Here is a 12,522-nt window from a genome sequence, read left to right as displayed (position 1 = left end):
TCTTAGAAAAGATGTGAAAGACGCCAAGTCCGGTATGGATAACAACGCCAAAAATGGCGGCGCCGATTAAACCTGATAAGCCGGGAGGCCTTGTTTTGCGGATAACCGATTACCTTACCGGAGACCTTGTGGCCACCGGGCTGGCCCCCGACACCAAAGAAGAGGCCTGCGCCCAGCTGGTGGACCTGTTAGTGGCCAGCGGCATTGTGGCGACGGAGCGGCGCGACCCCCTTTACGAAAAAATTATCGAACGTGAAAAACTTTCCTCCACCGGTATGGGGGGCGGGGTGGCCATCCCGCATACTTTTGGCGAGGATCTGGCGCAGGCGGTGATAGTGTTCGCCCAGATTCCAGACGGGGTGGAGTTTGAATCGCTGGACGGGGCTCCGGTAAAACTGATTTTTCTAATAGTCGGCTCGGAACGGGCGCCCAAGGCCCATTTGCAGATACTGGCCATGATAGTGCGACTGCTTAAGAACCGGGAGCTTGTGGACAGGCTGACGTCGGCGCGGTCGCCGGAAGAGGCTTACCAACTGCTGGCCAGCGTAGAATGACCGTTAAACAGGCGATATGGATGAGCCAACCCTGCCGCAAGAGGTGAAGGAGGCCCTGCTAAACGCCAACCATGTGGTGGCGCTCACCGGGGCGGGCGTATCGGCGGAATCGGGCGTCCCCACCTTTCGGGGGGCCGGGGGGCTTTGGGAGAACCATCGCGCCGAGGACCTGGCCACCCCGGAGGCGTTCATGCGCGACCCGGCCCTGGTGTGGCGGTGGTATGACTGGCGCCGTGGATTGATAGCCCCCCTTTCGCCCAACCCCGGCCATTACGCCCTGGCCCGGATGGAAAAAAAGTTCAAACAATTCACCCTGATAACCCAGAACGTGGATGGGCTCCATTCCAAAGCCGGAAGCGCCGCGCCCATTGAGATTCACGGGAACATCTGGTTTGCAAGATGCGTCCAGGAAGGAACCGTGCGGGAAAACAGGGAAACGCCCCTCCAGGTTATACCTCCCGTATGCCCCAATTGCGGGGGAATGGAGCGGCCCCATATCGTCTGGTTCGGCGAACAACTGGATCAGGATAAACTCGGCCTGGCGCTGGAGGCGCTGGAGAACTGCAACGCGCTCATCGTGGCGGGCACATCCGGAGTGGTCCAGCCTGCGGCGTCATTCGCCGGAATGGCCCGGAGCGCCGGGGCCTTCGTGATAGAGGTGAACACGGAACGCACCCCTGTGACCGCCATGGCCCACGCCACCATCCGGGCCCCGTCGGGCGAGGCCCTCCCCCTATTGGCCAAACTGGCCCAAACCGCTTCCGGCGGCTAAAAACCGTGGTATCCTTCCATTTGCGCCCGGAGGCGGATTTTATTACAATTCCACCCCTTGGGCGCTATCCCTTTTTGGAGGACGGTTACTAGTGATACCCAGATACACACGTCCGGCGATGGAGAAAGTCTGGTCGCTGGAGAACAAATACGCCACATGGCTGAAAATAGAGCTGTTGGCCTGCGAGGCTTGGGCCGGGAAAGGCAAGATACCAGCCGCCGCATTGAGCGAGATAAAAGAAAAAGCCGCTTTCGACATGACGCGGATAGAACAGATAGAGGCCGAGGTGCGGCACGACGTTATCGCCTTCCTTACCTCCGTGTCGGAATTTGTGGGGCCGAATTCCCGCTTCATCCACATGGGGCTTACTTCGTCGGACGTTGTGGACACGGGCCTGGCCTGCCTGATGACCGAGGCCATGGATATGATACTTGTGGGTGTGGACGGCCTTCTGGCGGCTTTAAAGCGCAGGGCGTATGAATTTAAAACCACTTTGTGCATCGGCCGCTCCCACGGCATCCACGCCGAACCCGTAACCTTCGGGCTCAAGTTCGCCCTTTGGCACGCGGAGATGGAGCGCAACCGGAAACGGTTAGTGGCGGCGCGGGAATCGGCGGCTACGGGCAAGCTGTCCGGGGCGGTGGGAACCTTCGCCAACATAGACCCTTTCGTGGAGGAATACGTCTGCGGGAAGCTGGGATTGGCGCCCGCGCCACTTTCCACCCAGGTGGTCCAGCGCGACAGGCACGCCGAATACATGTGCGCCCTGGCCATCACCGCCGCCACTATAGAAAAGATAGCGGTGGAGCTTAGGCATCTTCAGAGGACGGAGGTGCTGGAGGCGGAGGAGAAATTCCACGAGGGGCAGAAAGGCTCCTCGGCCATGCCCCACAAAAGAAACCCCATCACCGCCGAGAACCTGACGGGGCTTGCGCGGATGGTGAAAAGCCATGTTTTCCCGGCGCTGGACAACGTGGCCCTGTGGCACGAGCGGGACATATCCCATTCGTCGGTGGAGCGGGTGATAATGCCCGACGCCACCATCCTTATGGACTACATGCTCCACAAGGCCACCCAGTTGATTAACGGGCTGGTGGCCTATCCGGAGAACATGCTGGAGAACCTGGACAAGACCAAGGGTTTGATTTTCTCCCAGAAGATATTGCTGGACCTTGTGAACGCCGGGGTCTCCCGGGAGGACGCCTACGCCGTAACCCAGCGGGCCGCCATGCGGTGTTGGAAAGAGAAGGTGGCGTTCAAGGAGCTTTTGTGGGAAGAGCCCAAAGTGCGGGAGAAGCTCACGAAGGAACAGGTTGAAGAATCCTTTGATATAACCTATCATTTGAAGAATATAGACTTTATCTACAAGCGCGTTTTCAAGGAATAATTCAGGAAGGCGGCCCTTGATGACCCAAAGTGTCGTTACAAAAGGCGAAAAGCTCTACGAAGGCAAGGCCAAGCAGATTTACGCCACCAGCGATCCATCCCTGGTAATCCAGTATTTCAAGGACGACGCCACGGCTTTCAACGGGAAGAAGAAGGGGATAATCTCCAACAAGGGTGTTTGCAACAACACCATTTCGTCCCACATCTTTTCCCTGCTGGAAAAGGAGGGGGTGAAAACCCATTTCGTTGAAAAGCTGTCCGACCGGGAGATGCTTGTGAAGAAGGTGGGCATCATCCCCGTGGAGGTGGTGATGCGCAACGTAACGGCCGGTTCGCTATCCACCCGCATGGGCGTTCCCGAAGGGGAGCAGTTGCCCGAGCCTGTGCTGGAGTTTTATTACAAGAACGACGAGCTTGGCGACCCGATGATAAACAAATCCCACATCCGGGCGTTCCGCCTGGCCACCGATGAGGAAATGGCCACCGTTGAACAGCTGGCCTTCCGGGTGAACAAGTGGCTGTTGGGTTATTTCGACAGGATGGGGATCCGGCTGGTGGACTACAAGCTGGAGTTCGGGCGGAGCCCGGAAGGGGTTCTGCTGGCCGACGAGATAAGCCCCGACGGATGCCGTTTGTGGGACAAGGCCACCGGCGAGAAGATGGACAAAGACCGGTTCCGGCGCGACCTGGGAATGCTCACCGAGGTTTACGAGGAGATGGCCAGGCGGGCGCTGGCCACGGTGTAGGGAGATATATGTTAAAAGCCAGGGTGACCGTTACGTTGAAACCCGGGGTGCTGGACCCACAGGGAAGGGCGATCCAGGGGGCGCTGGAGACCATGAACGTAAAGAGCCTGCGAAACGTCCGGGTCGGCAAAATCATCGAGCTTGAGATGGAAGAGAAAAGCCCGGACACCGCCAGGGCCGCCATTAAAAAAATGTGCGAGGCCCTGCTGGCCAACCCTGTGATGGAAAACTACAAGATAGACATCGAGAAAGCCTGAATTTGTTTCGATGGATAACCAGAGCGAACAGATAAAAGCCCTCATGTGCGAGGTGCCGGAGTTTGACCAGCTTGAGCCGGATGAGCTTGAGATGCTCAGCAAGAGCATTTTCCTGCGCCGGGCTCCCGCTGGAACTGTGCTATGCAGGGAAGGCACTGTGGGCGACTCGCTGTATTACATCGTCAACGGGAAGATAGAGATCAGAAAAGAGTCCATGGACGGGCGGCAGGCTGTGCTGGCCCGGTTCGGCAAGGGCGCTTCGGTGGGGGAGATGAGCCTTGTGGAGGATTCGCCAAGGTCGGCCACGGCCATGGCTTTGGACGACGCCGAGCTTCTCATACTCACCCGGGAGAACTTCGAGAAACTTCTGCAAACTTCCCCGCAGATAGGCATAAAGATATTACGCAACATAGCAAAATCGCTCTCCAAGCGGCTCCGGTTCACTTCAGGCCGGTTCGCCGACGTGTTCAGGTGAGGCCCGCTGGATGAAAACGGCCGTCCTTGTTTTTCCCGGCTCCAATTGCGATCACGACTGTTACCACGCCGTAAAACACGTAATGGGGCGCGAGGCTGATTTCATATGGCACCAGGAGCGCTCCCTTAAGGGTTACGGCCTTGTTATAGTGCCCGGTGGCTTTTCCTACGGCGACTATCTTAGGCCTGGGGCCATAGCCAGGTTCTCGCCGGTGATGGCGGCGCTGGACGATTTCGCCTCCCGGGGCGGATACGTTATGGGTATATGCAACGGGTTCCAGATATTAACCGAGGCGCGGCTTTTGCCTGGCGCGCTGGTAAGGAACGACACGCTGAAATTCATTTGCGAAACCGTGAACCTGCGGGTGGAGACTTCCAATTCGTTCCTCACATCCGGTAGCGCCAGGGGTGATGTCCTGCGCCTGCCGATAGCCCATATGGAGGGATGCTACATAGCCGGGGAAGACACCTTGAAAGCCCTGGATGATGAAGACCGGGTGCTTTTCAGGTATTGCGACGCCAGCGGGAACGTTACCAGGGAGTCCAACCCCAACGGGGCGGCCCGGAACATCGCCGGGGTGCTTTCGGAAAAACGGAACGTGGCCGGAATGATGCCCCATCCTGAACGGGTGATGGAAAACCCGCTGGGCGGCCAGGACGGGCTTGCGCTTTTCACGTCCGCCCTCAACGCCTTGATGTAAAGCTTTCCGGCGCGTAACTCCAGCCAATACGGGGTGCGCCGGACCGGCTGTAAAAAGCAGTGTAACCCTGGCGCTGGGGCCCTCTCCCCGTGACGCCTTTTATATATTGCATGTGGCTTATCCACTCTACCTGGGGGAATGTTACTGAATGACCGCCGCCGTCAAAATGAGGCAGAAGCTTGCTTGGGACGAAAGTTTCAGCGTTGGCGTATCCAGGTTCGACGACCAACACAAGGTGCTGTTCGAATATCTCAACGAGCTGTACGACGCCATGAGGGATAAAAGCGAGAAGGAAGTGGTGGGCAAAGTGCTCAACAAGCTCACCGATTACACCCTGAACCATTTCCTTGAAGAGGAGGTGGAGCTTTCCAAAAGCGGCTATCCCGGCTATCTTAAACACAAAGAGGCCCACGACAAGCTTGTGGCCGCTGTGCGGGAGTATCACGTGAGGTTCCATGTGGGCCGGGAGACAGGCAGGAAAATGCTTATCGAGATCATAGCGGTGCTTACGGACTGGCTGATGGAGCACATCCGTATCGCCGACAAGGATTACGGGATGTTTCTAAACTCCAAGGGCATACGGTAGGACAATGGCTGGGGCGGTGAAGTTTCCTGATCCGGAGGGGTTGACGGCGGAAGAGCTTTACGAGCTGAAAGTGAAGTTCACCGAGACCAACCTGAAAATGGAGCAGAGCCTCGCCAAGCTTAGGGAAAACCTGAAGGGGCTTTCGCTATCCGAAAAGCTGGCCGCAAAAAAACTTTCCATCATGCGGGAGAAAATGGCTTCGGCCACCGGGGAGCGCACAAAAAAACTCCGATTGGATGAGACGGCCATCCTTGGCAGGATAGCGTCGAAAACGCGCATGGCCCGGGAAACCGCCAGCCAGATTGCCCAGACAGAGGCCAGGCTTTCGGCCCAGCGGCAATGGCTGGACAAGGCGGAGAAGAGGCTGGAAACCGTGGAATCCACTTTCACCTGGCGCGAGGTGCGGGGAATGGGCTCGAAGCGATGAGTTTTAACGAGCTGGAGGAGGGGGAAACCCTGTCGCTGGAGTTTGAAAAACGGGGCGGGCTCATCCCCGCCATCGCGCAGGACGCCCGCAACGGACAGGTCCTCATGCTAGGCTACGCAAACCGGGAAGCTGTGGAGGAAACGGTGCGCTCCCGCATGGCCACTTTCTATTCCACATCCCGCAACGCGTTATGGAAGAAGGGGGAGACCTCCGGCGATTACCTGAAGACGATGGAGATATATGTGGATTGTGACCAGGACGCAATCATATATCTTGTGGAGCCGCAGGGCGGCGGGGCATGCCACACCAAAAGCCAAAGGACCGGCCAGGCCCGCCATTCATGTTTCTACCGCCGTTTGAATATGGACACCGGGCGGCTGGAGATAATCGAGTAGAGGCGTCGCCATCCGCCCGCCAGGATAGTGTTTCAGCTTGAATCCCAATTAACAAACAGGTCCTCCACTTCGCTTGCGCTTCGTTCAGTATGACAACTTTAAACGGCTTTTATGTCGTCATCCTGAGCGGAAACGAAGAATCTCTCCTGTGCTTTCAAACTGGGCCGCCACTCTCCATCAACCCCGGTTTGCCGGATTTGGCTTTTCCCTGTTATCATTAAACGTTATGAGAAGAAACAGGTTCAGGGCGGTTTCCGGGATATTAACCTTTGCGGGCATGCTAATGCTCTCCGCCTGCGGCTCGGCGCCGGGCTCCGCTGGAAACGCTTTGGCTGGCGCAAACGAGGCCCAATCCAGCGTTGATCAGCCCTATACAGCAAATCCAAACGCCAGGGCCATGGAAGAAGAACAGGCCCTGCTGGCCGACCCCGGTTGCGCCGCCGCCACGGGCCAGGCCGGAATGGTTTTGGACGACGTGGTGGCGCGGTTCAACGGCCTGGTAGCCGACGGGGCGCCCTGGCCGGTTCCCGTGGGGCATCCGGACGCGCCGGAAAACGGCGTTGCGGTGCGGGTGTGCGCAGGCTCCAAAGTGGCCGCGTATTCGTATGATTCCCTTGTTGTGCTCCATGAGGGTTTGCTTTCCTTATTAAACGACGCGGCCACGGCCAAGGTTTTGTATGGCTCCGGCGCGGCCTATGACGGGGCGCTATTGAAAATAGCAATGGACGCCGAAGCCGGGATTTACAATTCCCCGATTGACTCCACACAAAATGAAACCATGACCGGCGAGGCTGGCGCCCTTTTCGCCTCCGCGCTTGCCTTCGTCACTTATCACGAGCTGGGCCATTCGCAACTGGCGCGACAACAAACCCCATTGGGTGAATATGCCCCGTTGGAAGATGAGGAGACCAGGGCCGACCTTTTCGCCGCCGAAGCGTTGCGCGAAACAGGATATTCGCAGGAAGGGGCGAACCTGGTGTTCGAGATACTGGGGCTTATGTCGCCAGGAGGGTCATTAAACCACGCTTCCGCGCAGGAGAGGCTGGTGACGCTCAAACAGTCCACCTCGGACGCGGAGGTTTTTGCCGTCGAGTAAATCCGCCGTCAAAATATTGTCTCCGGCCAACTCGTCCGCGCCACCGCCGGCGATAGGCGCCGTCCGCTGTCAGGCCCATAATACCGGCAATGGCGTTTCCTGCCCCCGGCGGGAAGTGTTTAAAGCGACCATCGCCCATCCGGCATCCGTATTGCATTGTATTTTTACTGGCGGCGTTCAGTTTATAGCGCCAAAATTTGGACACTTTCATTGGTTGAGAGAGTTTGAAATGAGACAATTTTCACACGTGGAGGCGCACATACCCCTGTCGGCCAAGGCCGTGCCGCCAGACGTTTTGGAAAACCTCACCTCACGCACTGTCGAAGACGCTGTGGTGGCGGAGTTTGCGGAGCCGCCTGTGGTGGAAAACGAGGCGCTGTCGGAATGGATGACGCTGATAAACTCCAAACTGGACGCCATTTTGCACATCCTCACCCTACAGCGGGAAGGATTTTCCTCGTTGCCCATGCGGCATGTGCTCATCAGCGGCGGGGGGATATCTTTTATCACCAGGACCGAATACCAGCCGGGAGACACGCTGGAGATCAAGCTTGTCCTGCCATCGGTGTCGCCTTTGGCCTTATACATTTACGGGAAAGTCGAGTCGGTGGAGAAATTGGAGAGCGGTAACCGTGTAGGCGTGGAGTTCATCTCCATGGACGAAACCGTGCGTGACAAGATAGTGGACTTTGTTTTCCGGCGCGAGCGGGACATCCTCCGCGAAAAACATGAAGAAGGGTATTAGAGGTTAAAAAATGTTCGCCATAATCGGATCCGTCGTAGTCGCCGTGGCGGTAATAGGCGGGTACCTGATGGAACACGGGAACCTTTCCGTCCTGTGGCAACCGGCGGAGCTTGTGATCATCGGCGGCGCGTCGGTGGGGGCCTTTATCATCGGCTACCCGTTAAAGGTGCACAAGGCGGTCCTGGATTTTTTCATGAGGGTGATAACCAACAAGGCGGCCTATTCCAAGGACGACTACATGGAGCTTCTCCTGCTGTTGAACGACATCTTCAGCAAGATAAGGAAGGACGGGCTTATATCCATAGAGTCCGACGTGGACAGCCCCGCGAAAAGCAAGATATTCTCCAAATACCCCCGTTTCCTTGCGCGCCACCACGCCCTGGATTTCGTAACCGACACCCTGCGCACGGTCATGACCACCACCATAGAATCGCACGAGCTGGAAGCCCTGCTGGACACCGAGCTTGAGGCCCACCATGAGGAGGCGCTTACGCCGTCGGCCAGCGTGAACACCGTGGCGGACGCCCTGCCGGGCCTTGGGATAGTGGCGGCGGTGCTGGGCATAGTGCTCACCATGCAGAAGATGGGCGAGCCGCCGGAAGTGCTGGGCCATTCCATTGGTTCGGCGCTGGTGGGCACGTTCCTTGGCGTCTTGCTGTCCTACGGATTTATGGGGCCGCTGGCGCGCGCCCTGGAGATGGTGGCCAAGGAGGATTTTGAATACATAACAGTGTTGAAGGTGGCCATTATGGCCTTCATCCGCGGCGCCCCTCCGCAAATTTCGGTGGAGTTCGGCCGGCGCGTCATCCCAACCACCGCCAGGCCGCCTTTCGCCCAGGTGGAGGAAGCCCTAAGGCACAAGAAGTAACATGGCCGAAAAGGGGGGCGAAAAGCCCAAGATCTTCATCATCAAGAAGAAAAAGAAGGGCCACGGAGGCCACCACGGCGGAAGCTGGAAGGTGGCCTACGCCGATTTCGTCACCGCCATGATGGCCCTGTTTCTTCTGCTGTGGCTCATCTCCATGGTCTCTCCAGACCGTAAGGTGGTGCTGGCGGACTTCTTCAAGCATTTCTCCGTGTTCGAGCACGGCCAGTCGTTCATGCCGGGCACCGAAAGTGTGCTCAAAGAGACTGGGCTTGGCACGTCACAAAAAAACATCCGGGTGAAGGGGATGTACGAGGCCCCCGCGGAGATGCTCAAGGAAAAGCTGGAGAAGGAAATAAAGGAGAAGCTTAAGGGGCTAAAGGAGCAGATACTGGTGGAGATCACCGACAGCGGGCTTAAAATCCAGATCGTGGACATGGCCGGGAAACCCATTTTCGACCTAGGGTCGGACTCGCTAACAAGCCGAGGCAGGGATATCCTCAAGGTGGTGTCGGAAAACCTGAAAGACATCCCCAACCAGATAATAATCGAGGGGCACACCGACTCGTCGCCGTTCAAGGGCGGGATGATAACCAACTGGGAACTTTCCACAGACCGCGCTTCGGCCGCCCGCAGGGAACTGGAGGGAAACGGGCTGGATCCGGGCCGGTTTGCGAAGATAGTGGGCATGTCGGACAGGGATCCGCTGATAAAGGACGACCTTTTCGACCCGCGAAACCGCCGGATCAGCCTGTTGGTGATCCCGGAAACTCCAAAGCCCGAGGCGGAAGGCGCCAAGAGTTTCTCCATAATACCAACAGAGCCCGCGCCATCCGCTCCGCAACCTGCGCCGGAGCCGGAGAAAATAGTTCCCATAGACAGATCCAAGATCATCGGCGACATGGGACTGCCTTCCCGGGGTGGAAAACCGGATTTTCTGAAGGAATAACCGGCGTTTAGACTTAACATACTGGTGAACTCCCCCACCCTTGCGTGATAAAATCCAACCTGTGCCGGGATGGCGGAATTGGTAGACGCAGGGGACTTAAAATCCCCCGGCGCTTAGCGCTGTGCGGGTTCGATTCCCGCTTCCGGCACCAAAATACCAGCTCATGGGGTGTACGCATGCTTAAAGGGATGGCATGACCGTAACGCTGACACCGGAGCATAAGAGCGCCATCACCGGGATGGTCCGCATCGGCATAAACAGCGGCATCGCCGCGCTCAACGCCATGACCGGAGGAACGGCCCGGCTAACCCCCGTCAGGCTGGATGTGGTCACGGCCCGGGAAGCCGCCAATCTCATGGGCCTTCCGGGCTCTGGCGCCGTTTCCGCCATCACCATGCGGTTCCACGGCCAGATAGCCGGGGCCGCGGCCATACTATTTCCACCAGGTTCCGCCTCCAACATGGCTGTGGCGCTCACGGGGGAACCGCCGCTTGCCAACGGTTTGAGCCAGGCCGGCTCCAGCGCCTTAAGCGAGTTGGGGAACATCATGATAAACAGCCTGGTGGGCTCCATAACAAACGCCGTTCAGCTGAGGGCCATTTTCTCCGTTCCGGCCTATCACGAGGAGACCCCTGCGGAACTGGCCGCCGGTTTTTTCGGCGATGGGGCTCTTGCGCTGGCTGTCGCCCATTTCTCCATGGACGAGCCATTGGTGGAGGGGATAATACTCGTCTTCTTTGAATCGCCCCATCTAGCCGCTTTGGCGGGTGGGACGATCTCACCTTAAGTATCCGCGCCGGATGGGCTTATACACGGAGTCCCCGGTTCGTGGTTTGGCGCCCACACCATGCCGCAGATATGACGTCCGGGCAAGTTTGAGCGCTTAAACGGAAGCCTTTACCTTGAAGAGCTTCTGGAATAATGTTAAATTTATGAAATCAATAAGTTACTGGCAGTCTAAAAGGTGTAGCGGCAGGTAATCAATAATGTGGTTGCATAAAAACGAGCTTAGCCGGGAAGAAAAGCGAAGCCGCGCCGTGTACAAGTTCCTGCGCGACGACATGGAACAGTACCTGATGGATTTCGCGCTGGTGGACAGCTACCAGAATTTCCTGGACGCGGGCGCGGAATTCCCCTTCGTTGAGAAGCGCGAGCTAAAGCCCCGCTCCAAGGTGGTGGAGCAGGAGAACCAGCTTGTGAACAGCTTCATCGTCATTTTCTCCGAAGACGCCATGCCGCCGGAGATGAAAAAGAACATCCGGTTCTTCGACAACAACAAGGTCACGAAAGAAAACCTGGGTGAGTTGAAACTTACCGGGCTGAACATTTCCGACAGGTTCCAGACCAAGCAGAAATATTTCGAGACCAACGGGTTTTACGACCTGCTCCGCGCCCTTCTGCCGGTGGACTATGCCCTGCTTATCCAGCGCGACGCCTCCATAAAGCACAAGACCAGGTTCTCCATGAGCCATTACCATGTGCGGGTGGACTGGATGCTGGACAGCGCCGCCGAACTGCTGGGCAAAGAGCTTCGCTACATCTCCAAGGACCTTTACGAGAAGGGGGAGGAATACGCGCTGGACATGGTGGAGAAACTGTTCGAATTCTACTCGTTCCACCACACCGTGTCGGGCAGGCGCACGGCGGCCATGATGGCCGCGCAGTTCCTTCGGCAGGCGCCTTTTTACAGCACGGTGTTCGTGTCGTCGTCGGAGAGCAGGACGTTCACAAAACTTTCGGAAAACGGGGTGACCAAATACACCCTGGTGCGGCTGGACAACCGGGACATGGAAAACATCGAGCGCCACCCAAATGGAGACCCGGATTTCCGCAAACATTTTTTGATCCACGAGACAAAAGATTTCGGCGTGGCGGCTTTCGCGGTGGTGTACGCCCACAACGAGCATAGCAAACCGCCCGCCGATGGAAAATTGAGGGATTTAAAAAGCGACGTGGCGTGGCTGAGGATCAGGAACCAGCTGTTGATACCCAAAACGTCGGAGACCTCCGCCCGGCCCATCCGCTACCAGATAATCTACGACCAGCAGGACCCGCTGGCGTAAAGGGGGCCCGCTATCTCCCCGTTCGAACAATGGCCTTCAGTTCTGATAGCAGTTTCCTGTCAACCAGCAAACCGTTGACGTACTTATGTATAACGCTAGCCATCAAAGTCTGATAAGGAAGGCCCTCGGAGTCGGCGATTTTCTTTAGCCTGGTGATATCTTTTTCAGCGATCCTGATGTTTACGCGCCCTTCTTTTATGGCCGCGCGCGTAAACGCCTTCGCCATTTTCACATACCTGCCGATTTCCGCCTCGGGGGCGCTTGTCCATTCGCCTTCATCCAGCGTTTTTTCGATTTTGCTTTCTTCCCTTGAAAGTCTTGGCGCTTTCCGTTTCATTTGAAGCTCTCTCCGTGCTTGGCGTTCAGTTTCCGTGAGGGGAAAATGGTAATCAGCCTGATACAGCCCCTTTCCTCGACGGCCGGAACACAATGGACATACTTTTTTAAGCTGATGACGTAAATCAGCTGGCCTGGATATTTTTTGTTTTTAAGGACGGCCAGCAACC

At 57.1% G+C, this 12,522-nt stretch carries 17 protein-coding genes and 1 tRNA gene; 17 read left to right on the top strand and 1 reads right to left on the bottom strand.

Going from position 1 to position 12,522, the window contains the following annotated elements; all coding sequences use genetic code 11:
* Window positions 1–95 precede the first annotated feature (95 nt).
* The 17 genes from HY751_12465 (at window position 96) to HY751_12385 (ending at window position 12,016) form a co-directional block, all read left to right on the top strand.
* A complete protein-coding gene (locus HY751_12465; protein ID MBI4667208.1) occupies window positions 96–554 on the top strand; it encodes a PTS sugar transporter subunit IIA in 459 nt (152 codons plus the stop codon).
* A 16-nt stretch (window positions 555–570) separates the two neighbouring features.
* On the top strand, window positions 571–1,326 hold the full coding sequence (locus HY751_12460) for an NAD-dependent deacylase (GenBank protein ID MBI4667207.1): 756 nt from the start codon (window positions 571–573) through the stop codon (window positions 1,324–1,326).
* Between the two features lie 91 nt (window positions 1,327–1,417).
* Window positions 1,418–2,713, top strand: coding sequence for an adenylosuccinate lyase (locus HY751_12455; protein ID MBI4667206.1), 1,296 nt, complete (start codon window positions 1,418–1,420; stop codon window positions 2,711–2,713).
* Between the two features lie 19 nt (window positions 2,714–2,732).
* Window positions 2,733–3,458, top strand: a complete 726-nt coding sequence (locus HY751_12450; GenBank protein ID MBI4667205.1) for a phosphoribosylaminoimidazolesuccinocarboxamide synthase — start codon at window positions 2,733–2,735, stop codon at window positions 3,456–3,458.
* Between the two features lie 8 nt (window positions 3,459–3,466).
* Window positions 3,467–3,715, top strand: a complete 249-nt coding sequence (gene purS / locus HY751_12445; protein MBI4667204.1) for a phosphoribosylformylglycinamidine synthase subunit PurS — start codon at window positions 3,467–3,469, stop codon at window positions 3,713–3,715.
* A 10-nt stretch (window positions 3,716–3,725) separates the two neighbouring features.
* Window positions 3,726–4,190 (top strand): cyclic nucleotide-binding domain-containing protein, encoded by a 465-nt coding sequence (locus tag HY751_12440; GenBank protein ID MBI4667203.1) that lies wholly within the window; start codon window positions 3,726–3,728, stop codon window positions 4,188–4,190.
* A gap of 10 nt (window positions 4,191–4,200) precedes the next feature.
* Window positions 4,201–4,890, top strand: coding sequence for a phosphoribosylformylglycinamidine synthase subunit PurQ (gene purQ, locus HY751_12435; protein MBI4667202.1), 690 nt, complete (start codon window positions 4,201–4,203; stop codon window positions 4,888–4,890).
* Between the two features lie 148 nt (window positions 4,891–5,038).
* Complete coding sequence (locus HY751_12430) at window positions 5,039–5,476, top strand: hemerythrin family protein (protein MBI4667201.1); 438 nt, start codon at window positions 5,039–5,041, stop codon at window positions 5,474–5,476.
* A gap of 16 nt (window positions 5,477–5,492) precedes the next feature.
* Window positions 5,493–5,903 (top strand): hypothetical protein, encoded by a 411-nt coding sequence (locus tag HY751_12425; protein MBI4667200.1) that lies wholly within the window; start codon window positions 5,493–5,495, stop codon window positions 5,901–5,903.
* Window positions 5,900–6,298 carry a phosphoribosyl-AMP cyclohydrolase gene (locus HY751_12420; protein ID MBI4667199.1) on the top strand — a complete coding sequence of 133 codons (399 nt, stop codon included), beginning with the start codon at window positions 5,900–5,902 and terminating at the stop codon, window positions 6,296–6,298. Before HY751_12425 ends, HY751_12420 begins: the two co-directional genes overlap by 4 nt.
* 226 nt (window positions 6,299–6,524) lie before the next feature.
* Window positions 6,525–7,394 carry a hypothetical protein gene (locus HY751_12415; GenBank protein MBI4667198.1) on the top strand — a complete coding sequence of 290 codons (870 nt, stop codon included), beginning with the start codon at window positions 6,525–6,527 and terminating at the stop codon, window positions 7,392–7,394.
* A 229-nt stretch (window positions 7,395–7,623) separates the two neighbouring features.
* Complete coding sequence (locus tag HY751_12410; GenBank protein MBI4667197.1) at window positions 7,624–8,139, top strand: PilZ domain-containing protein; 516 nt, start codon at window positions 7,624–7,626, stop codon at window positions 8,137–8,139.
* Window positions 8,140–8,149: 10 nt separating this feature from the next.
* A complete protein-coding gene (motA, locus tag HY751_12405; protein ID MBI4667196.1) occupies window positions 8,150–9,007 on the top strand; it encodes a flagellar motor stator protein MotA in 858 nt (285 codons plus the stop codon).
* A 1-nt stretch (window position 9,008) separates the two neighbouring features.
* Window positions 9,009–9,953 carry an OmpA family protein gene (locus HY751_12400; GenBank protein MBI4667195.1) on the top strand — a complete coding sequence of 315 codons (945 nt, stop codon included), beginning with the start codon at window positions 9,009–9,011 and terminating at the stop codon, window positions 9,951–9,953.
* Between the two features lie 63 nt (window positions 9,954–10,016).
* A tRNA-Leu gene (locus tag HY751_12395) sits at window positions 10,017–10,104 on the top strand.
* A gap of 42 nt (window positions 10,105–10,146) precedes the next feature.
* Window positions 10,147–10,740: a hypothetical protein gene (locus tag HY751_12390; protein ID MBI4667194.1), complete on the top strand. Its 594-nt coding sequence runs from the start codon at window positions 10,147–10,149 to the stop codon at window positions 10,738–10,740.
* Between the two features lie 199 nt (window positions 10,741–10,939).
* Window positions 10,940–12,016, top strand: a complete 1,077-nt coding sequence (locus tag HY751_12385; protein MBI4667193.1) for a hypothetical protein — start codon at window positions 10,940–10,942, stop codon at window positions 12,014–12,016.
* A 10-nt stretch (window positions 12,017–12,026) separates the two neighbouring features.
* Here the strand turns inward: HY751_12385 and HY751_12380 are convergent, their stop codons facing one another.
* On the bottom strand, window positions 12,027–12,353 hold the full coding sequence (locus HY751_12380) for an antitoxin (GenBank protein MBI4667192.1): 327 nt from the start codon (window positions 12,351–12,353) through the stop codon (window positions 12,027–12,029).
* Window positions 12,354–12,522 lie beyond the last annotated feature (169 nt).

Source organism: Nitrospinota bacterium, assembly GCA_016208975.1.
In the GTDB taxonomy this organism is placed as follows: Bacteria; Nitrospinota_A; UBA7883; order UBA7883; family JACRLM01; genus JACQXA01.
This window is presented reverse-complemented; position numbering and strand designations above follow the sequence as displayed.

What these genes read in the sequence shown, in the direction of transcription:
- HY751_12415 (MBI4667198.1), top strand. Translation starts at nt 6,525, where the DNA reads ATGAGAAGAAACAGGTTCAGGGCGGTTTCCGGGATATTAACCTTTGCG.
- HY751_12460 (MBI4667207.1), top strand. Translation starts at nt 571, where the DNA reads ATGGATGAGCCAACCCTGCCGCAAGAGGTGAAGGAGGCCCTGCTAAAC.
- HY751_12390 (MBI4667194.1), top strand. Translation starts at nt 10,147, where the DNA reads ATGACCGTAACGCTGACACCGGAGCATAAGAGCGCCATCACCGGGATG.
- purS (MBI4667204.1), top strand. Translation starts at nt 3,467, where the DNA reads ATGTTAAAAGCCAGGGTGACCGTTACGTTGAAACCCGGGGTGCTGGAC.
- HY751_12410 (MBI4667197.1), top strand. Translation starts at nt 7,624, where the DNA reads ATGAGACAATTTTCACACGTGGAGGCGCACATACCCCTGTCGGCCAAG.
- HY751_12385 (MBI4667193.1), top strand. Translation starts at nt 10,940, where the DNA reads ATGTGGTTGCATAAAAACGAGCTTAGCCGGGAAGAAAAGCGAAGCCGC.
- HY751_12420 (MBI4667199.1), top strand. Translation starts at nt 5,900, where the DNA reads ATGAGTTTTAACGAGCTGGAGGAGGGGGAAACCCTGTCGCTGGAGTTT.
- HY751_12400 (MBI4667195.1), top strand. Translation starts at nt 9,009, where the DNA reads ATGGCCGAAAAGGGGGGCGAAAAGCCCAAGATCTTCATCATCAAGAAG.
- HY751_12380 (MBI4667192.1), bottom strand. Translation starts at nt 12,353, where the DNA reads ATGAAACGGAAAGCGCCAAGACTTTCAAGGGAAGAAAGCAAAATCGAA.
- HY751_12450 (MBI4667205.1), top strand. Translation starts at nt 2,733, where the DNA reads ATGACCCAAAGTGTCGTTACAAAAGGCGAAAAGCTCTACGAAGGCAAG.
- HY751_12430 (MBI4667201.1), top strand. Translation starts at nt 5,039, where the DNA reads ATGACCGCCGCCGTCAAAATGAGGCAGAAGCTTGCTTGGGACGAAAGT.
- HY751_12440 (MBI4667203.1), top strand. Translation starts at nt 3,726, where the DNA reads ATGGATAACCAGAGCGAACAGATAAAAGCCCTCATGTGCGAGGTGCCG.
- motA (MBI4667196.1), top strand. Translation starts at nt 8,150, where the DNA reads ATGTTCGCCATAATCGGATCCGTCGTAGTCGCCGTGGCGGTAATAGGC.
- purQ (MBI4667202.1), top strand. Translation starts at nt 4,201, where the DNA reads ATGAAAACGGCCGTCCTTGTTTTTCCCGGCTCCAATTGCGATCACGAC.